18 protein-coding genes are annotated in these 20,508 nt (G+C 36.7%); 9 read left to right on the top strand and 9 right to left on the bottom strand.

Annotated features, from left to right (window positions below):
- Nucleotides 1-98 precede the first annotated feature (98 nt).
- Entirely contained in the window at nt 99-1,370 is a 1,272-nt protein-coding gene (locus ABWU75_RS04810) for a M16 family metallopeptidase (protein ID WP_353286728.1), read from the bottom strand.
- Nucleotide 1,371: 1 nt separating this feature from the next.
- Nucleotides 1,372-1,980 (bottom strand): superoxide dismutase, encoded by a 609-nt coding sequence (locus ABWU75_RS04805; RefSeq protein ID WP_264731636.1) that lies wholly within the window; start codon nt 1,978-1,980, stop codon nt 1,372-1,374.
- Nucleotides 1,981-2,677: 697 nt separating this feature from the next.
- On the opposite strand from ABWU75_RS04805, the gene ABWU75_RS04800 reads away from it, so the two are divergent.
- Nucleotides 2,678-2,881 (top strand): hypothetical protein, encoded by a 204-nt coding sequence (locus tag ABWU75_RS04800; protein WP_353286727.1) that lies wholly within the window; start codon nt 2,678-2,680, stop codon nt 2,879-2,881.
- Here ABWU75_RS04800 and ABWU75_RS04795 read toward each other — a convergent pair.
- Nucleotides 2,878-3,057, bottom strand: coding sequence for a WPE palindromic element domain-containing protein (locus ABWU75_RS04795; protein WP_353286726.1), 180 nt, complete (start codon nt 3,055-3,057; stop codon nt 2,878-2,880). The two genes, ABWU75_RS04800 and ABWU75_RS04795, sit on opposite strands and share 4 nt — an antisense overlap.
- Before the next feature lie 6 nt (nt 3,058-3,063).
- Here ABWU75_RS04795 and terL point away from each other — a divergent pair, with 6 nt between their 5' ends.
- From terL to ABWU75_RS04780, 3 genes are all read left to right on the top strand, one after another.
- Complete coding sequence (terL, locus tag ABWU75_RS04790; protein ID WP_353286725.1) at nt 3,064-4,524, top strand: phage terminase large subunit; 1,461 nt, start codon at nt 3,064-3,066, stop codon at nt 4,522-4,524.
- Nucleotides 4,525-4,643: 119 nt separating this feature from the next.
- Nucleotides 4,644-4,895 (top strand): hypothetical protein, encoded by a 252-nt coding sequence (locus ABWU75_RS04785; RefSeq protein WP_353286724.1) that lies wholly within the window; start codon nt 4,644-4,646, stop codon nt 4,893-4,895.
- Between the two features lie 12 nt (nt 4,896-4,907).
- A complete protein-coding gene (locus ABWU75_RS04780) occupies nt 4,908-5,537 on the top strand; it encodes an ankyrin repeat domain-containing protein (protein ID WP_353286723.1) in 630 nt (209 codons plus the stop codon).
- Nucleotides 5,538-5,820: 283 nt separating this feature from the next.
- On the opposite strand, the gene ABWU75_RS04775 is transcribed toward ABWU75_RS04780, so the two are convergent.
- Nucleotides 5,821-6,885: a 5-(carboxyamino)imidazole ribonucleotide synthase gene (locus ABWU75_RS04775; protein ID WP_264731642.1), complete on the bottom strand. Its 1,065-nt coding sequence runs from the start codon at nt 6,883-6,885 to the stop codon at nt 5,821-5,823.
- Between the two features lie 96 nt (nt 6,886-6,981).
- Between ABWU75_RS04775 and apaG the strand changes: the two genes are divergently transcribed.
- Both apaG and ABWU75_RS04765 read left to right on the top strand, forming a co-directional pair.
- Nucleotides 6,982-7,383, top strand: coding sequence for a Co2+/Mg2+ efflux protein ApaG (gene apaG, locus ABWU75_RS04770; protein WP_353286722.1), 402 nt, complete (start codon nt 6,982-6,984; stop codon nt 7,381-7,383).
- Nucleotides 7,384-7,724: 341 nt separating this feature from the next.
- Nucleotides 7,725-8,618 (top strand): Rpn family recombination-promoting nuclease/putative transposase, encoded by an 894-nt coding sequence (locus tag ABWU75_RS04765; protein ID WP_353286721.1) that lies wholly within the window; start codon nt 7,725-7,727, stop codon nt 8,616-8,618.
- A gap of 10 nt (nt 8,619-8,628) precedes the next feature.
- Here the strand turns inward: ABWU75_RS04765 and ABWU75_RS04760 are convergent, their stop codons facing one another.
- A complete protein-coding gene (locus ABWU75_RS04760; protein ID WP_264687949.1) occupies nt 8,629-10,227 on the bottom strand; it encodes an ABC transporter permease in 1,599 nt (532 codons plus the stop codon).
- A 129-nt stretch (nt 10,228-10,356) separates the two neighbouring features.
- Here ABWU75_RS04760 and ABWU75_RS04755 point away from each other — a divergent pair, with 129 nt between their 5' ends.
- Nucleotides 10,357-11,163 (top strand): rhodanese-related sulfurtransferase, encoded by an 807-nt coding sequence (locus ABWU75_RS04755; protein ID WP_264731646.1) that lies wholly within the window; start codon nt 10,357-10,359, stop codon nt 11,161-11,163.
- A 185-nt stretch (nt 11,164-11,348) separates the two neighbouring features.
- On the opposite strand, the gene topA is transcribed toward ABWU75_RS04755, so the two are convergent.
- Nucleotides 11,349-13,799, bottom strand: coding sequence for a type I DNA topoisomerase (gene topA / locus ABWU75_RS04750; RefSeq protein ID WP_353286720.1), 2,451 nt, complete (start codon nt 13,797-13,799; stop codon nt 11,349-11,351).
- 293 nt (nt 13,800-14,092) lie between these two features.
- Between topA and ABWU75_RS04745 the strand changes: the two genes are divergently transcribed.
- Together ABWU75_RS04745 and ABWU75_RS04740 are read left to right on the top strand one after the other, a co-directional pair.
- A complete protein-coding gene (locus ABWU75_RS04745) occupies nt 14,093-14,215 on the top strand; it encodes a hypothetical protein (protein ID WP_353286719.1) in 123 nt (40 codons plus the stop codon).
- 301 nt (nt 14,216-14,516) lie between these two features.
- Nucleotides 14,517-15,515, top strand: a complete 999-nt coding sequence (locus ABWU75_RS04740; RefSeq protein ID WP_264731652.1) for a pyruvate dehydrogenase complex E1 component subunit beta — start codon at nt 14,517-14,519, stop codon at nt 15,513-15,515.
- Between the two features lie 2 nt (nt 15,516-15,517).
- Here the strand turns inward: ABWU75_RS04740 and ABWU75_RS04735 are convergent, their stop codons facing one another.
- The 3 genes from ABWU75_RS04735 to ABWU75_RS04725 all read right to left on the bottom strand — a co-directional run bounded on the left by ABWU75_RS04735 (nt 15,518) and on the right by ABWU75_RS04725 (nt 20,235).
- Nucleotides 15,518-15,874 (bottom strand): TrbC/VirB2 family protein, encoded by a 357-nt coding sequence (locus ABWU75_RS04735; RefSeq protein WP_264731653.1) that lies wholly within the window; start codon nt 15,872-15,874, stop codon nt 15,518-15,520.
- Between the two features lie 1,081 nt (nt 15,875-16,955).
- Nucleotides 16,956-18,752 carry a translation elongation factor 4 gene (lepA, locus tag ABWU75_RS04730; RefSeq protein WP_353286718.1) on the bottom strand — a complete coding sequence of 599 codons (1,797 nt, stop codon included), beginning with the start codon at nt 18,750-18,752 and terminating at the stop codon, nt 16,956-16,958.
- Nucleotides 18,753-18,831: 79 nt separating this feature from the next.
- Nucleotides 18,832-20,235, bottom strand: coding sequence for a malonyl-CoA decarboxylase (locus ABWU75_RS04725; RefSeq protein ID WP_353286717.1), 1,404 nt, complete (start codon nt 20,233-20,235; stop codon nt 18,832-18,834).
- Between the last annotated feature and the right edge of the window lie 273 nt (nt 20,236-20,508).

Raw genomic sequence — 20,508 nt, 5'->3', positions numbered from 1 at the left:
TGCATATCCGGTTCATGGCACATTGTTTCAACTTACACTTCTTTAATCACTGTGCTAAATTATATTGTAAAGCAGCCAAATCAATATAATAGAATGCGCTAAGCTTTAAGCATAGAAACCACTTTATCGTAACTTGGCAATGATTTAATTTCTCCAATTGCAGCTAGAGTGGTTTTTTCATGCTGAGATAACAATTCTTTTGCTGCTTTTTTTACGTTAGCAGTGGTAACTGCACTAATTTTTTCTATTAATTCATTTTTACTGATGTACCTATTATAGTTACCATAGTAGTGCCCCAATGTTTCAGCGCGTGAGCTAACACTTTCGCGTGACATTAAAATTTGGGATTTTATTCGCTCTTTCACTCTATTTACTTCTTCTTCCCTCAGATTATCTGTAGACAGCTTCTTCAACTCTGTCGTCATAGATTTTAAAAGCTTATCTAAGTTACTACTATCTGTGCCAGCAAAAATGGAAAACATCCCTGTATCAGTGTAGCTGGAATTAAATGAATAAACAGAGTAAGCTAATCCCTGCTTTTCCCTTACTTCCTGGAACAGACGTGATGACATTCCGCTCCCTAATATAGAATCAAGCACTTGAAACGTGTGATATTTATCGTCATGGCGAGAAACACTAGGTAGACCAATTAGCAAGTGTACCTGATCTAATTTACGATGTTCTAAATACTCACCACCAGTACAGCTCGCATTTTGGCTTTTTTTCAGCTTTTTAGAATGAATCTTTGAGAGAAAATCTTTGGTTAATGCAATAACTTCTTCATGTTCAACATTTCCTGCAACGGTAAATAGCATATTCTCGCCAAAGTAATGTTCATTTATGTAATTATCTAGATCTCCTCGAGTAAAAGATTTTACAGTATCTTGCGTGCCTAAGATTGACCTGCCAAAAGGTTGATCTTTATAAGCTGCCTCAAAATATTTATCGAAAACAATGTCACTTGGTGAATCATTAGTTTGAAAAATCTCTTGTATTACAACGCCCTTCTCACGTTCCAATTCATCTTCTGGAAATGTTGAATTCATCAATATATCTATTAATATATCAATACCAGTTTTTATGTCTTTCTTGAGGACTTTTGCATAATAGGTGGTGCTTTCCCTACCGGTGCTGGCGTTGAAAACCCCACCTATGTCGTCAAAAGCTTTTGCAATTTCAAACGCAGTTCTTGTCTTCGTTCCTTTGAAAGCCACGTGTTCTAGAAAATGGGATATTCCATTTTGATTTGCACTTTCTGCTCTACTGCCAACACCAACTCGTATGCTTAAAGCTACGGAATCAACATCACGCACCTGCTCAGTTATTATGCGCAGACCATTATCTAATTTTGTTACCTGAGGTGTATTCATCTTATGTATTCTTTTTTAAATTTTCTTCTGCAAAATCCCAATTAATCAAATGTTCAAGGAAAACTTTTATGTAGTCAATTCTACGATTTTGACAATCTAAATAATAGGCGTGCTCCCAGACATCCATAGTGAGTAATGGAACTTGGCCATAAATTAATGGCAAATCTGCATTTGGAGTTTTGGTGATTTTGAGCTTTCCTTTTTCGAGCACTAACCATACCCATCCACTACCAAATTGGCTTACTCCATGATTGGCAAATTCCCCACAAAACTTATCAAAACCACCGATATCATCTTGAATTTTTTTTGCCAGAAAACCATCATCTTTAGGTTTACCACCACCATTCTTCTTCATTGAATTCCAATAAAAAGTGTGGTTCCAAACTTGCGCTGCGTTATTAAATATGGGAACTTTATCGCTATTACCATGCACTTTTGTTATTATTTCCTCAATTTTCACATGTTGATAATCTGTATTTTCAACCAGCTCGTTGAGTTTATTTAAATATCCTTTATGGTGCTTATCATAATGAAAATCTAAGGTTTTTGCAGATATGTAAGGCTCTAAAGCTGTTTTATCATATGGCAATTCAGATAAAGTAAAACTCATGACAATCTCCTTATTTTCGACTTACTGGAATGGTATGGTAATATGTGTTTTTGTGCAACATATAATTAATAGCTAAAACATTAGGTATCTATTGCATTATTCTAAATTATACTACAATAATAATTATTATATAAGCCATAGAAACGGATTAAATACAAAAACTTCCTTGACAAACTCCGCCACCTCCCTTATCATGGTACTGAAGGTATTCAGTTATCTTCATCTGTGCAGATTAAACAGCAAAAAAAACAACGTACTTGGCGTCTTATTTTTAATTTTTCGCACTATGTGCACCTTATGTCTTCACAACATTTCTAGGTTTTTACCTACACAAGCTGAAACGCGCTTATAAGTCGTTTAAGACAGTATAGTACGCCAATTTGCAGGATTAGAGAGTGACAACTAGCTAACGCGGGGTTTCTTTTGCCTTTTTTTCTGCTTAGTAAATTTCTTAATGCTTATAATTTAGATTAGTTGCGGCTTAAAAGCAGCTAAATTGCAGTGTTTTAGACTTAAAAAACGCCAAATACTGAAAATAGACAATGACTAGGGCTTCTTTTGCCTTTTTTTTCGTTTGGTAAATTTCTTAATATTTGTGGCTAAAAGAGCCCAAGAGAGGTCAGTGCTCCTTTTTTTGTCATCTCAGCACCTTCTTCTGTCATCCAAGTAGCTAACACTGGGATCTAGCCTTTATTATTTGGTTGAAATTAAGTCTTCTGGATCCCAGTGTCTGGGCACTGGGATGACAGAAGAAGGTACTAGGATGACAGAAGAAGGTACTGGGATGACAGAAGAAGGTGCTGGGATGACAGGGAAGGCACTGCCGTCTTGGATGGAAACCAGTGTCAGCTACTTGGATGCATCCCACCATGTCATTCCAGTGCTTGGCACTGGAATCTAGTCTTTATTATGCAGCCACTTATTTAAAGTTAAGTTTCCTGGATCCCAGTGTCTGGGCACTGGGATGACAAGAAGAGGGCACTGGGATGACAGAAGAAGGTACTGGGATGACAGAAGAAGGTACTGCCGTCCTGGATGGAAACCAGTGTCAGCTACTTGGATGACATCTTTCAACATTATATCATGAACAAAATCAACTTTTTAAAATTCATTGAACTGTGCTTTCAAACGGTAGTGCCGGGGTGTGAATATAATGATTATCAATATATAAAAGTCATAGCAGATAGGCTAGAAGCAGCGAGCGTTGGTGAAGTGAGGCGAATAATATTCAATATGCCTCCGCGTTCAATGAAGTCCATGTGCGCTAGTGTTGCGTGGCCCGCATGGATACTGGGAAATCAGCCAACCGCGAGAATAATAGTTGCAAGTTACTCTCGGCTGCTCAGCGAAAAGCACTCGCTTGATACAAGGTGCGTAATGCAATCTGGTTGGTATAAAAAGCTATTTCCAGAAGTAGAACTATCCAAAGATCAGAATACCAAGTACAAATTTCAAACAGTGCAGAGAGGATACAGAATTGCAACGTCCGTTGGAGGAACATTAACCGGTGAAGGTGGAGATTTCATCATCGTGGACGATCCGCTCAGTTCTGCTCAAGCTTTGAGCGAAATGTTTAGAAAGCGTGCCACAAACTGGCTTGATCAGACTCTAGTAACCAGGCTTAACGACAGAAAAAAAGGAGTAATCGTTCTTGTGATGCACAGGCTACATCAGGAAGATTTGACCGTACACCTTCTCTCCAAACCGAAAAACATATGGCATCACATTTGTTTGCCAATGATATCTGAAAATAAGGAGATCATTTATTCAATCAAAAAGCCAGCGCTTCCTGTTCCTGTCGTCCAAGTAACTGCAACCAGGCGGTTGTATAATACAACAGCATCATGCGCTGCACCTGCAATAATATTATATTCAAGAGAAGAAGGTCAGTTGCTATATCCCCTCTATGGCGGAAAAGAAGAAGTTGAGATGATAAAGGTTGAACTTGGGAGCTATGCTTTTGCTGCTCAATATCAACAAAACCCTCTACCACTTTCAAGTGGTATAATTAAACGAGAGTGGCTAAAGCGCTATAGAAATTTTCCTGATAATCTCTCATATGTAACTCAAAGTTGGGACACTGCGGTTTCAATAAGCGATTCTAGCAACTTTAGCGTCTGCACCACCTGGACAAAAGTGGGCAATAAATTCTATTTACTCGATGTATATCGCGCAAAGCTTGAGTATCCAAAACTTAAAGAGCAAGTCCTGTCACTAGCTGCAAGGTGGAAGCCACATGCAATTTTAATCGAAGCAAAAACGAGTGGTCAGCAATTGGTGCAAGAGCTAAAAGCGAACAGTGATTTACCCATTATCGAAATAGTGCCACATAGCGGTAAACTTGCTCGATTCTACCAAATTGTTCCAATAATAGAGACTGGTAAGGTTTTTCTGCCACACCAAGCAGTATGGCTCAACGATTTTGAGTATGAAATTTTAATATTTCCAGAAACCCGCCACGACGATCAAGTAGACAGCACTGTGCAATACCTCCAGTGGATGAGAGATAGCAGCTCTCGGGTCGCAGCTATACGGACATTGTGATTTAAGAGACAATAAGAGCGTATTTAAGCTTGATTATTCACTTATTTAAAATAAATATTGATTTCTTATTATAATTATATAGTAATTGAATATATTATTTAAGATTAGAAGTAAAAGTTATGACAACAAATTATCAGCAGTGGCGGGAAATATTAAGTACGGTTAATAGTGATAATAAACGGGAAATATTCAGTACGGTTAATAGTGATAATAAATTAGATAAAAGTAACGTAATTGAAAAAGTAAAAGAAGAGCTAAAGGCAAATAATGAAGAGGTATTTAAACAGTGGGAAAAGAGTGATTTTTATGTAAATTATAAATTTGAAGTTGGAGATAATGAATTCACATTATTACATTTGACTGCTCAGTAGGGCTATACGGGCTTGACAAAGGCTTTAATAGTAGCAAAAGGGATAGATGTTAATATAAAAGATAAGAATGAAAAGACACCTTTACATTTAGCTGCTGAAAATGGTTATAAAGAGGTAGTAGATGCTCTGTTGGAAAAAGATGGAATCAAGATTAATGAACAAGATAAAGATGGTTGGACTCCTTTACATTTAGCTCTTATAATTGGCCATGTAGACGTGGTAAACTCTCTCATAGAAAACGGTGCGAATGTTAATATAAAAGATGACTATGGAACGTCACCTTCATTTTGGATTATTCTAAGAGATTATGTAGTTACTCCGTCAAAAGCACGTAAAGTCTCTGTTAATATGAAAAATTGTGCTGAACATACTCCAAAAGATTTAGCTAAAGAGGAAAAACAACCTACATCAGCAACTATGAAAGGTTTTTTTGCCGGTAGTGCAACTGCATTATCAGGTGCTATAATAGCGATAGCACTTTCTGCAACCGGAACAGTTAAACAACCTACACTAATAGCAGCGGTTGCAACTGCGGCGCTAGTAGTTGGTGGTGCTACATATGCATTGTTAAAGCCTAGTACTAAAGTTGATGGAGCAGTCTTAACAAATGGACAGAAAGAAGCTGCTCATGCTTCCTTATAGTAGGGTTCCTAGCGCATGATACTGGCCTTTTGGATGGAAACCAGTGTCAGCTACTTGGATGACACCCTCATAAAGTGAAATGAGATCCCGCTAACACGTAGCGGGATGACGAGAAAGGGGCTACTCAGATGACAACAAAGGGGCTACTTGAATGACATCCTTCCTGGTGTGCTCAAATAACAATGTTCGTACAAATACGTGCTAGAGTGAAACCGTTTACTATGTAACATCTCATCATATCACAATGTTCGTACAGTTGTGGCAGAATGACGTAGAAAAACTATTAACTTAAATCTATATTGACATGTCCCATTTTACGCTTATCTCTAACCTCTTTTTTCCCATATATGGTTAAACTAGCTTTTTCGTTGCTCAAATACTTATGAGAATCATATATATCGTTACCTATTATATTTTTCGTCATACAAGGAAAGCGTAATACTACTTCCTGCATAGGTAGCCCGCATATTATCCTAACCAGCTGTTCAAATTGACTAACGTTACATGCATCCAAGCTCCAGTGGCAAGAATTGTGAGGTCTTGGAGCTAGTTCATTAACTAACAATTCGTTATCTTTAGTAACAAAAAATTCAATAGCCAGAATTCCTATTACATCGAGCGCATTTGCTATTTTCTTTGCAGCTCGTTGTACCTCTTGAGTTAATTTGCTATCTATTTTAGCTGGCACTGTTGAAGTATCAAGTATTCCATCAACGTGGTAATTTTCTGCTATAGGAAAAAAAGCTACTTTACCGTTTTTATCTCTTGCAACGACTATTGAAACCTCTTTCAGTAAATCAACACTTGCTTCAAGAATGTACTCTGTATTCCAATCAAAGGAAGCAAATTGCTTCACTTCAGAATCATTCTCAAGCACATATTGCCCTTTTCCATCGTAACCCATTTCTGTTGTTTTCAGCCTTGTTGGATAGCCAAAAGTTCTACTGCTTTTCAGTAGCTCATTATAATTTTGTATACTTTTGTATTCAGCAGTTTTTATACTCAAGCTTCTAATGAAATCTTTCTCTCTAAGCCTATTTTGCGCAATGTGTAACGCTTTTTTACCCGGATAAAAATTTACATCGATATCAATTGCACTACATGGAATATTTTCAGACTCAATAGTGACCAAATCCACACTCTGTGCAAAAGATTCAAGCGCTTTCTTATCAGAGAAATCTGCTATTGTGAAATCATCAGCAACAGAGCAAGCCGGATCGTCCTTAGCACTGGCAAAAACATGTGTTTTTTGTCCAAGTTTTGTTGCAGCGATAGCAGTCATTTTACCTAATTGTCCACCACCTATTATTCCTATTACTTTTTTGCTAAGCGCATCTGGTTCGTTCATACTATAAATTGATATTTCCTAATTAAAGTATACTTGAAAAATCTATGAAAAAAGTATATAATTAAAATACTATCTTTTTATCATGAATATTCTATAATGATAGAGTACACACTAACTACCAACTTTGTTGAAGTTACAGTTTTACCAATTTATATTGAAGAGCAATCCATTCCTTATGAAAATTGCTATATATGGATGTATAACGTTAAGATAAAAAACAAAAGCCAATCAACTATTCAATTATTAAGTCGTCATTGGCAAATAATAGATTATAAGGGAAAAATAAATGAAATTGCCGGAGTTGGTGTTATCGGAGAACAACCTGTGATAAAATCTGGAGAGGTATTTAAATACACAAGTGGAACATACTTAAATGTACCGTCAGGAATAATGCAGGGTAAGTATGAATTTCTGAATGAAGAAAGCATAAAAATTTTTGAGGTTATGATACCACCCTTTTCTTTGGATAGTCCATACGTCAAAACTAGACCCCATTAACTATCAAAATAGTTTATTTGTAACCGTTCACTGTTAGACTGCATTCTGTGATTTTTAGCAAAACATGATCTTTCATTTGAGCTTTCTTCAATTTAAAATAAATACAGAAAATTGCTGCCTATAGCTAAACTGACTTAGATTTACCGACAATTTGAAAAACCGTCATTCCGCTACTAGTTAGCGCCGCGGCGGCATGACGATAACCTCGTCATCCCGCTACTTGTTAGCGGGATCTATGCTAAGAGATACCGCGGCAGCATAGCTATAGCTATCTTCAAAAATATGGTTGAATAATTGTTAATAATAGTGTATAATTATTAATATTTTCAAGCATTTTTGCCATGGCTCTTTCAAAATTTCTCGATCCTCGCAATGATTTGTGTTTCAAAAAAATCTTTGGAACGGAAAAAAATAAGAATATCCTGATCCACTTTTTGAACGATATTTTAGGGTTTACTGAGATAAATGCAATACAAGAAGTTGAGTTTCTTAGCACTATTATGGATCCCGAAGTTGCCTCTGATAAACAAAGTATTGTTGATGTTCTCTGCAAGGATTCTCACGAAAATAGATATATAGCAGAAATGCAGCTCGCTAGAGACAAGGGCTTCGAAAAACGCGCTCAATTATATGCCGCTAAAGCCTACTCAAGACAATTAGATAAATCTGGCAACTACATTGATTTAAAGAAAGTCTTCTTTATTGCTATATCAAATTGTAACTTACTTCCTGAAGAAGTTGATTATATTTCTACTCACAATATACGTGATATAAAAACTAACGGCCATTACTTAAAAGATTTTCAATTTATCTTTATAGAATTGCCCAAATTTTCAAAAAGTAAAGTAGAGCAGTTAGAAAGTATAGTAGAAAGGTGGTGTTTCTTTTTTAAATACGCAGAAGAAACAACAGAAGAGGACTTAAAAGAGATAGCAGAAAAAGCGCCAATAATAAAGCTAGCATATGATGAATTAGACAAGTTTCGTTGGAACGAAAAAGATTTAGTAGCTTACGAAGAAAGAATAATGGATCTACGGAAAGAAGAAGCCATTCTTGAATACAGACTTGATCTTGCTGAAGAGAAAGGTATACAAAAAGGTATAGAGAAAGGAAAAATTGAAGGGAAAATTGAAGTCGCAAAAGCAATGCTGGCTAATAATGTTGATGTCAACACTATTGTCAAGTTTACAGGCCTTTCTATTAGTGAGATTGAAGAATTAAGTGGAAATCTGTGAACGGTTACGTTTATTTTTTATCCTTATCATCAAGTGTAAATAAGGTTATTGTAGAGATTAAGCCTATTATAACTATTATCAACGAAAATGGGGCAGCTTCTCTATAGCGCTCATCGCTTACAAGTTCATATATTCTGGTTGATATAGTTTCAAAACTAAATGGTCTTATAATGAGTGTTGCTGTGAGCTCCTTGATAGTATCCATAAATACGAGCAAAAATCCCGATAATATACTCTTCTTGATGAGAGGGATATGAACATTCAAACATGTGGAAATAGGCCCATGACCCATGGTATATGCAGTCCACTCAATTTCATTTGGTGTTTTTTTGAGCCCTGATTCTACCGCCTTGAAAGATATAGCAAAAAAACGAAATAAATATGAGTAAACTAATGCGCCAATAGTTCCTACCAAGCTAATTTCCACAATATATTGAGTAATGAAAGAAGATATTCTGCTTAAAAATATTATTATGCTAATTGCGATAATTGCATTTGGAATTGCGTAGCCTAAAGAAATGAGACGTGCTACATTATTGATTACCTTACTTTTACGCGCCGTATATCCAATCATTATTGCAATGCTAATTGAGATTAATGCGGTGATAAATGATAAACTAACGCTATTTGCTATTATATTATAGAACCTTGCTTCGTATATGAAAAACCCCTTCTCTATGCTCCAATATATGAGCGGAATCATTGGCAAAATAAAACCTATTAATATCGGCAATACACACATAAGATAAGCAAAGATCAATGGTATAGTGCCACTTACACTCCGTTTGTTGTGATAATCTGCATTAGCGTTGATTGAAGAGTAAGATATTCCTTTTTTTTGTAGTTTCTTTTCGATAGCTATTAGTGTTGCAACGAAAATCAATTCTGCAACTGCTAAAACAGTAGTTGAATATTTATCATGCAGTAAAAACCAGGTGCGATATATTCCTGTCGTAAAAGTATCGATAGCAAGAAACTGTGGTGTGCCGAAATCCGTAATTACCTCCATTAGTACCAAGGACAACCCAGCTATAATTGATGGACGTATGGAAGGTATGATGACAGAAAACAGGCTCTGTAATGAGGAGAACCCAAGTGTTGACGCAATAGTGACTGAGTTACTAACATTCTTTAGACTTGAGCGGACTAGCATATAAACGTATGGATATAAACTAAATCCCATTACTAATATTCCACCACCTAGGGATTTTATTTCAGGAAACCAATAGTCACCTTTGCTCCACTCTAAAATGTCTCTTAATGAGCTCTGCACCGGACCTGAAAATTCTAGTGTATTTACATAGACGAACGCTACTATATATCCAGGAATCGATATCGGAAAGAACAAAGCAATCTCAAAAATTTTACTTCCAGGAAATGAAAAAAATGTGGTGAGCCATGCTGGAATCACTCCAAATATGAAGGATATCCCCCCCACTCCTATCATCAAAATTAGCGTACTCAGTATATATTCAGGGAAAAGTGTGCTGATTACCCATCCAGAATTTGCTGATTCTGTAAATAGAATCGATATTAACGATAGTATAGGACAGACGAATAATATACTTACTAAAAATAAGAATATATTTTTAAATACTCTCAAAAACATTAATTTGGATCTATATTTGATATTAAAATGTTATATGTAAAAACTGAAGATATCCAGTAATTAACAGCCGTACTATTGAATATCTTTATAATTTTGTATATCATGTTTTTAGTTGATAAGTGAATAATCATGAGCTTCGTCATTGCAACTTTCTATCACTTTGTAGAACTCTCTAATTATTATGACATGAAAGACGAAATAAAAACTGCATGCGACAACATTGAATTAAAGGGTACTATACTCCTTGCAGAAGAGGGTATTAATGCAACCGTATCTGGTGAAAGAAACGCGATTGATAAAATATTCGATTTTCTACGTTCTGATTATAGGCTAAGGGACCTTACATGGAAAGAGAGTGCAGCAAAATATCAACCATTTAGCAAGATGAAGGTAAAATTAAAAAGAGAGATTGTGAATCTTGGTGTAGGCAATCTTGATATTTCCCTTAAGGGTAAATATGTTGATCCAGAGCATTGGGATGATTTTACTTCTCAACCTGACGTTTTAGTAATAGATACACGAAATGAGTATGAAGTGAAATTAGGCAAGTTTAAAAATGCAATCAATCCACATACTCAGCGTTTTCGCGATTTTCCTGAGTGGGCAAAGTCTTTCTCTGAGAGTAAAGACCTGAAAGTAGCTATGTACTGCACTGGTGGGATTAGATGCGAAAAATCAACAGCGTACATGAAAAATCTTGGATTTAACAATGTATACCACCTGAAAGGCGGCATTCTTTCTTACCTTGAAAAAACTTATAATAAAAATGGTAATTGGGAAGGTGAGTGTTTTGTTTTTGATGATAGAATTACTGTTGATAACTCACTTACTCCAAGCAACACAATAAAATGTATATTCTGCTCAAATCAAGTTTCAACGGACAAGCTGAAGTCAGTTCCACGTGGCCAAGTGGTTTGTTTCAACTGTAAACTTTAGTGTTATAGCTATAATAAATAAAACATCATGCCGCTGCAGTTGTATGCACGTTGTGATTTGAGAGCAACCTCTACTAGAAAGGGTGTCATGCCAGTGCCCAGACACTGGCATCCAGGTTCTTTTTTTCTAGATTCCAGCGTCGCGCGCTGGAATGACAATAAAGAGCATATGGTTATGCAAGAAGTCTATTTCTTACCCTTAATCAACTCTAAAGCCTTCTTCAAATCTATGCTTTCAATATCTGCATTCTTACCCAAAGCAACGTTTGTTCTATCGCATTTTATATAGAACCCGTACCTGCCTTTGCAGATAAAGATTTCTTTTCCTTTTTCATTAACCCCGAGAGATTTTAACTCTTTGCGTGGACTGTTTGCAATAATTTGTACAGCTTCGCTCAATTCTGTATTCAGCACCTCTTTAGAGCTTTTTTTAAGAGAAAAATATCTACCATCATAAAAAATATAGTACCCAAATCGTCCAAGGCCTATTTTTATTTCCTTTCCGGTCTCAGGGTGTTCTCCGATTACTTTTGGCAAGGAAAGTAACTGAGTAGCGGTATTCAGATCAATATCATTAACATTTAGATCCTTTGGTATGGAAACTGTTTTTTTCTTTTTGGACTCACTATTAAACTCAAGGTAAAGCCCAAAAGGGCCTTTTTTGATTACCACCTCTTGGCCTGTTATATCATCTACACCTAAACTTTTTGGATATTCTAAATTGTCATTACTACCTGTAATTTCTTTTGTATGGTTGCATTCAGGATAGTTAGAGCATCCAAGGAACACTCCTGCTCGCCCAAAGTTCAATTTTAATATACCATCAGAGCAAGCAGGGCATTTCTTACCTATTTCTTCTTTTCCTTCCTCTGAACAAAACCAATTAACTACCAAATCGTGAATGCCGCTGAAAACTTCATCATGTGTCATTTGCTTGACAGAATTTACATGACCAAAAAATGGCACCCAAAAGTGGCTCAATTCTTTTTTCCAATCTGCATGTCCATTTGAGATTAAATCAAGCTTCTCTTCCATTTGTGCTGTGAAGTCATACTCTACACAACGCTGAAAAAAAGTTTCTAAAAATATGGTAACGATCTTACCACGACTGCTTGGAATAAATCTTTTATTATCCAGTGTAACATACTCACGATCCTGCAATACCGAAATAATTGTCGCATAAGTTGATGGACGGCCTATACCGATTTCCTCCATTTTTTTAACGATACTTGCTTCACTATAACGAGGTGGCGGTTGAGTGAAATGCTGTTTTGGCTCAACTGAAATCAGCTTACACGCTTCCCCTTCCTTCATGGCAGGTAGCAGGCCTTCATTTTCGGCTTCCATGTTATCTTGATAGACTTTATAAAAACCATCAAAGAATATACTTGATCCACTTGCTCGCAGAATCACTTTCTGATCAGTAGAACTAATTTCAACTACCACTTGATCAAGAATCACCGATTCCATTTGACTTGCAATGGTTCTTTTCCAGATTAAATCGTACAATTTAAATTGCTCTGGCGTTAAGTAATCCTTAATACTACCCGGCGTTCTATTGATATCAGTTGGACGAATTGCTTCATGTGCTTCTTGAGCATTTTTGACCTTTTTTACATATTTACGAGGAGACTGTGGTAAATATTTATCACCATATAACGACTTAATTGACCCTCTAATTGAGTTTATAGCCTCATCTGCAATATGAAACCCATCTGTACGCATGTAAGTTATCAACCCTACAGTTTCACCACCAATATCGATACCTTCATATAAATTTTGCGCTATGCGCATAACATTTTTCACATTAAAATACAGCTTATTCACTGCATCTTGCTGTAGAGTAGAGGTAATAAATGGAGGAAGCGGATTTCTCTTAACTTGCTTGCGTTCTACTGTGCTTACAGCATATTGCCTTGATTCAATCTCCCTGACTAAGTTCTTTGCTTCTTCTTCATTTTTAATATCAAATTTTTCTAGCTTCTTATTGTCATAGTGACTCAGCATAGCAAAAAAAGCCTCATCTTTGCTATTTTGTATTTCTGCCTTTATGCTCCAATACTCCTGTGTTATAAACTTACTGATTTCATCTTCTCGTTCGCATATAAGCTTTAATGCAACAGATTGAACTCGCCCCGCAGATTTGCTTCCCGACAATTTTGTCCACAGCAGCGGTGACAAGCTAAATCCAACTAGATAATCCAAAGCTCTGCGTGTTTGCTGTGCGCGCACTAAGTCCATATTAATTTCACGTGGATTCTTTATTGCTTCTTGAACTGCTCTCTTTGTTATCTCATTAAAGACTACTCTATAAATGTTGTTTTCATTACTGATTGCTTTCTTTTCTTTTAATGTCTCTATCACATGCCAAGCCATTGCTTCCCCTTCTCTGTCTGGGTCTGTTGCAAGATATATATCTGATGCTTTACTCGCTGCTTTTACTAACTCTTTTATATACTTTTCTGCTTTTTCAATGGTTTCATACTTTATAGCAAAATCATTATCCGGATCGACAGAACCGTTTTTTGCTGGAAGATCCCTCACATGTCCAAAGGATGCAGCTACTTTGAACTCTTTACTTAAATATTTGCCTATTGTCTTTGCTTTCGCAGGTGATTCAACTATTAATAATGCCATATTGTTAATTATTTTAGTATTTAAAGATAATATGTTGAGAAATATACGATGAAAAGTAAAAAAATATTTTAATAGGTCTTGTGAATTTTACAGAGTAGGTTGTTCATGGTTTCCAGAAAACCCTTGGACCTTGCTATTTTCAAGTGAATTTGAAGGTCTATTACAATAGTATATGATTGCAGCAGCAACCAGACAACAAGCTCCAACTGCTATTCCCACTGCTATAGGCTAACCCAAGAAAGGTTTACCTGAAGGATAGAATAGGTTATAATGGCATATTAAAGAGATGAAAAATGCCAAGCCCATATAGTGAAGACCTCAGAGAACGAGTTCTCAAAGCAGCTGATGAAAAAACAATGACGATAAAAAGAATTAGTGAAATATTTAAACTGAATATAAAAACAATATATTTATAGAGGAAAAGGAAAAAAGAAACAGGAAACATAAAGCCATCTTCAGGCTATCAAAAGGTGACTGAGCCTCACCGGTGGCAGAATCTGGGTCACGAGGTCTTCTTCCTACACTCCATGTAAGAGCAGACAGTGCCTCAAAAGAACTGCCACCTATCCACTCTGAGAAGTTATTATCTTCTCTTGCTTTCAACCAAGCAATACTTATTCATATCATCTGAGTAAGGTCAGTTTGTAAAACTTAATTTGTACGCTTCCTAGTAATTCTGATATAGTTACTTTAGTTAAAGTCTATAAAAGTTTATAAATGGCAACCTTAAGTGTAAGAGAAGCTTTATGCACAGCGATCAGAGAAGAAATGCAAAACGACCCTGACGTGTTGATCATCGGTGAAGAAGTTGCAGAGTATGATGGTGCCTATAAAGTAACAAAAGGATTACTGAAAGAGTTTGGAGAAAATAGAGTGGTTGATACGCCTATTACCGAACATGGATTTGCTGGCCTTGCTGTTGGAGCAGCATTCGCTGGATTAAAGCCAATTGTCGAATTTATGACTTTTAATTTTTCTATGCAGGCTATCGACCAAATCGTGAATTCTGCAGCAAAAACAAATTATATGTCAGGTGGACAACTTGGATGCCCCATAGTATTTCGTGGGCCAAATGGTGCTGCAGCAAGAGTTGCTGCACAACACTCTCAATGCTTTGCATCTTGGTATTCGCATATACCGGGATTAAAAGTGATAGCACCTTACTTTGCCTCCGATTGCAGAGGTCTGCTTAAAGCTGCAATTCGTGATCTGAGTCCGGTAATATTTCTAGAAAACGAAATAGCTTACGGACATGAACATGAACTTTCTGACTCTGAGCTGTCAAATAAAGATTATCTACTTGAGATAGGCAAGGCTGCTGTTATACGGGAAGGAAAGGATGTAACTATCACTGCTTTCTCACTGAAATTAATGGATGCTTTAAACGCAGCAGATTTACTTTCAGGTGAAGGTATAGAAGCTGAAGTTATTGACCTCAGAACCTTAAGACCACTTGACACTCAAACTGTTATTAACTCTATTCAGAAGACTAATAGGTTAGTTAGTGTAGAAGAAGGATGGCCATTTGCAGGAATAGGAGCAGAGCTGTCAGCCGTTGTTATGGAACAAGGATTTGACTACCTTGATGCTCCAGTTATGCGCGTAACTGGCAAGGACATCCCCTTACCTTACGCTGCAAATCTAGAAAAAAAAGCATTACCACAAGTGGAAGATATAGTTGAAGCCGTGCATCAGGTCTGCTTTAGAAAAAAATAACCCTATTGGTTCTTTTTTGTGTCTCCTGTTCCACATTGGTCCATCAAGGAAGTATTTCCAGTGCTGCCTATACCACCCATCACTTTTGTCACAATAGTTTTAGCACCGAAAAATACAGCACAAAATATACCGAGTGCAAAAAGAGCTGGCCATGGCATTCTACCAAATATCGCAAGCAAAGCTGCACCTATTATCACTACGGTCATAAGCGGTCCGCCTATTCCCCAAACGTAGCCAATAATATTACATATTACTTGAGCAGTTGTATCAGCATTAGTGTCAGCGGCAGCACTCCCAACATGAGAAAAAGAAATAAATAATACTATAAAAAGAATATTAAAAACTTTCCTAGGGTTCATCCCTATACCTTAAATTTAGATATTGCAATTATACCTAAAATACTATAATTTTTAGTAAAGCTAGCATAAAGATTGAATAACAAACGGTGCCACAAAAGTAGTTGACACACAACTGCACGAACATTGTAATATGGCACGATATCACATAGTAAACAATGTCATCCCAGTGCTCAGACACTGGGATCCGTTTTCTTTTTTCTAGATTCCAGCGTCACGCGCTGGAATGACAGCAGTCCTATGTCATACCGCCGCGGTATCTCTAGATCCCGCTAACACGTAGCGGGATGACGAATTGCTTAACCGTAATACCGCCACGAACCGTCATACCGCCGCGGCGCTAACAAGTAGCAACTGTTCTCCCTCGTCATACCGCGATTCATTCGCGGTATCTCTTAGCATAGATCCCGCTAACAAGTAGCGGGATGACGAGATGCCACCACGAACCGTCATACCGCCGCGGTATCTCTAGATCCCGCTAACAAGCAGCGGGATGACAGCAATCCTACGTCATACCGTGATTTATTCACGGTATCTCTTAGCCGCTAACACGTAGCGGGATGACGGTTGTCGGTGAACCTAAATTACTTTAGCCATAAATGTTTGAGAAATTTACCAAACGAAAAAAAAGGCAAAAGGAACCCCATGGTTGGCTAATTATCTATATTAACTTTATAAATTGGCGTTTTTTACTCTCAACGCTCCAATTTAGCTACTTTTATAACAAAATTGTAAACGTTAAGAAATTTACTAAGCAGAAAAAAAGGCAAAAGAAACCCCGCGTTAGCTAGTTGTCACTCTCTAATCCTGCAAATTGGCGTACTATACTGTCTTAAACGACTTATAAGCGCGTTTCAGCTTGTGTAGGTAAAAACCTAGAAATGTTGTGAAGACATAAGGTGCACATAGTGCGAAAAATTAAAAATAAGACGCCAAGTACGTTGTTTTTTTGCTGTTTAATCTGCACAGATGAAGATAACTGAATACCTTCAGTACCATGATAAGGGGGCTGGCGGAGTTTGTCAAGTAAGTTTTTTCGTTTCTAACGGTTGTTGCCAAAAACTATACAAGAAGTCTTTTAAGATCAATCACTTATCTTCAAAGCTTGAATAAAAGCATTCTGTGGAATATTTACGTTCCCTATAGAATGCAACCTTTTTTTACCCTTCTTTTGCTTTTCAAGCAGTTTCATTCTTCGTGTCACATCTCCACCATAGAGTTTAGCTGTTACATCTTTTCTATATGGATTAATCGTTTCTCTGGCAATAATTTTCCCGCCCACTGCCGCTTGAATCGCGATTTTATATTGCTGACGTGGTATTAGATCCTTCAAGCGTGCGCATATTTCACGCCCCCTTTTTTCTGCTCTGCTTTTGTGAGCGATACAAGCCAGTGCATCTACGGGCTCTCCATTAATTAAAAAGCTTAATTTATCTATTTGGCTTACCAGATAGCTGGAAATTTCCCAATCCAAACTTGCATACCCCTTGGAAATTGATTTTAATCGATCATAAAAGTCAAAAACAACTTCAGACAGTGGTAACTTATATCTTAACAATGCTGTTGTTGTGTTACCAATGTAAGATAAATCTTCCTGTTCTCCCCTCCTCTCTTCACATAATGATAGAATCTCACCTAAATATTGGTCAGGGACCATTATAGTTGCAGTAATCCACGGCTCTTCTACCATTTCAATCTTTGTTGGATCTGGCATGTCACTAGGATTATGAATGCTCAGAACTTCACCACCTTGCGTTGTAACCTTATATATAACACTCGGTGCAGCTGCTGTTAGATCTAAATCAAATTCTCTCTCGAGCCTTTCTTGAATAACTTCAAGATGCAACATTCCCAAAAAACCACAACGAAATCCATAGCCTAGCGCATTTGAAGTTTCTGCTTCAAAAGTAAAACTTGCATCATTCAAATGTAATTTTTCCAGTGCTTCTCTTAAATATTTAAAGTCGTCCGTTTTATTAGGAAAAATACTACAAAATACCACAGGGTGCACTTCTTTAAAACCAGGCAATGCCTTGCTGCACGGTCTTTTCTCTTCAGTAATAGTGTCTCCCACTCTACAGTCTGCAACTTCCTTCATTGAAGCAGTGATAAAACCAACTTCACCTGCTGAGAGTTCACCTGTCATTACTTTTTTAGGAGTAAAAATACCGATATTGTCCACTTGGTATGTAGAGTTATTAGACATCATAACAATCTTCATGCCCTTTTTTAGCACTCCATTTTTAATTCGTACTAAAATTACTACTCCCAAATAAGTGTCATACCAACTATCAACTAAAATTGCCTGTAGTGGAGCATTCACATCACCTTGAGGAGCTGGAAGTTTTGTCACTATAGCTTCTAATACATCCCTTATTCCAAGACCAGTCTTGGCTGATATTAAAACTGACTCACTTGCGTCAATGCCAATTACTTCCTCAACCTGGAGTTTTACCTTTTCTGGATCTGCAGCAGGGAGATCAACTTTATTGAGTACAACTATTATTTCATGATTGTTGTCAATAGCTTTATATACATTTGCAAGAGTCTGAGCTTCAACACCCTGGCTACTATCTACCACTAAAAGTGAACCTTCACATGCAGCTAAGCTTCGACTTACCTCATAAGAAAAATCAACGTGACCTGGGGTGTCCATGAGATTTAGGCAATATTGATTACCGTCGTTTGCCGTATAATTGAGTTTTACCGTCTGTGCTTTAATTGTAATGCCACGTTCACGCTCTATATCCATTGAATCGAGTATTTGATTGATCATTTCTCTTGCTTCAAGGCCGTTACATTTCTCTATTAAACGGTCAGCAAGCGTTGACTTACCGTGGTCTATATGCGCTATTATTGCAAAATTTCTTATGTTGTTCATTTATGGCCTACTATACTTAATTAGTAAAACTATTTTACATTTTAAGTGTTGTGAGGGCAATTATTTATTAAGAGACTATTTACTCCTTCAACATAGACGACACTTTTTTCGAGCAGGAAATCACTTTATTAACCATATAGTTTTCATGATTGTTATCTATTTTAGGCAACTCATACAGATAATTCACCATCATTCCAGCCGACTGACTAATACCCTTTTCAGAAGTATCCGCCATCCAGTTTAATTGTTTTATTGATGCGCCATTGCTTAAATGAAAATGTGCCACCGGATCATAAGCATTTCCATTACTATTATTCACTTTTAGTAAATAATATGTACACAGTTTAAGCATGCATTGTTTAGTTTCATTTGTACATTCAACGTTAGTTTTTAATTGCTCTGCACTTTCTAAAATTTCTGCACTAGATTGTTTTATATTTAGTTTGCCCAATAAAGTGACATCTTGGTTTAGATTGTTTTTTAGCCATTTCGTAAAGCCAGGTATTGGAGAAAGAGTTGCGTATGTTTTTATACTTTTAAACTCTTGCGATAGCTTTTCTACAACCCTTTTGATCAAAAAATTACCAAGGCTGATTCCAGATAACCCTGCTTGAGTATTTGATATTGAGTAGAATATAGCAGTGCTTGCACTACTTGGATCACTTGAAGGTACTGATTCATCTAAAAGGTGTTGAATGCTATCTGCAATCTTATTCACCAATGCAACCTCTACAAAAATTAGAGGTTCGTTTGGTATTTTGTAATGAAAGAAAGCAAAACAGAGACGATCAGAATCTAGTCTGTTTTTTAAGTCATCCCAAGAGGAAATTTTATGCACAGCTTCATATTTTATAAGTTTTTCTAGCAATAATGCAGGTGAATCCCAGGTGATTTGACGAAGATCGAGTAGATCAACATCAACCCAAGTATAGAGTATATTTTTTAATTCATTCTCTAGTGGATTCAAGCTTCTATATTGGTTCTTTAGCTTAAGCACATCAGAACGCATATCAACAATAAACTTGAGGCCTTCTGGTAGAGAAATAAATTGCTTCAATATTTTAGAACGCGGTGATTCAAGAATTTTTATTAAATCCTGTTCAAATTTATAGTTTAACTCGGGATCTTGATTTTCCTTGTACTCTTTTATTTTCTCATCTATTTCTTCTTTATGTAGACTAAATTTTTCTGCCAGGGTTTGCAGAAATTTTATTTTACCTTTCTCTGATAAGCTTAAGTACAAATTACCAAGAGATACAGCATTCTTACGTGCTGAAACCTCCCCTCCCTTTGGATTTAAGCACTCGTTCATCTTCAAGACTAAACTATCGATATCGCGACTGTTGCTTAAATCAGGACCGATGTTACCAATCCACGATCTTACAGCATCTGCCACTTCACCTAGTATTTTAAAAAAGCTTCTTACCGCTTTTTTGTCTTCAACTTTCACTATATCAGTTTTTACCAATGATTCTTTTGTCATAGATTTCCTTTATTATACATGGCTAATGCAAGTCAGGTTTCCCTACGTCATACCGCCGCGGTATCTCTAGATCCCGCTAACAAGCAGCGTGATGACGAATTTGTCGTTTGTCAAATCGTCGGTAAACCCAAGTTATTTTAGCTACATATAGCTTAAGTTAAAGGAAAATTTTAGCTACATAGCAGGCACTATTACTGAATTATTAATAATTCAGTAATACAATAGACTTCTTGCACTACCTCCCAAGCCACAACTGTCATTCAGTAGAAACAA

It is taken from the genome of Wolbachia endosymbiont (group A) of Anthophora plumipes, from assembly GCF_964028115.1.
Lineage (GTDB): Bacteria > Pseudomonadota > Alphaproteobacteria > Rickettsiales > Anaplasmataceae > Wolbachia.
Note: the sequence above shows the minus strand (reverse complement) of the source record. Positions and strands in the feature narration are given on the sequence as shown.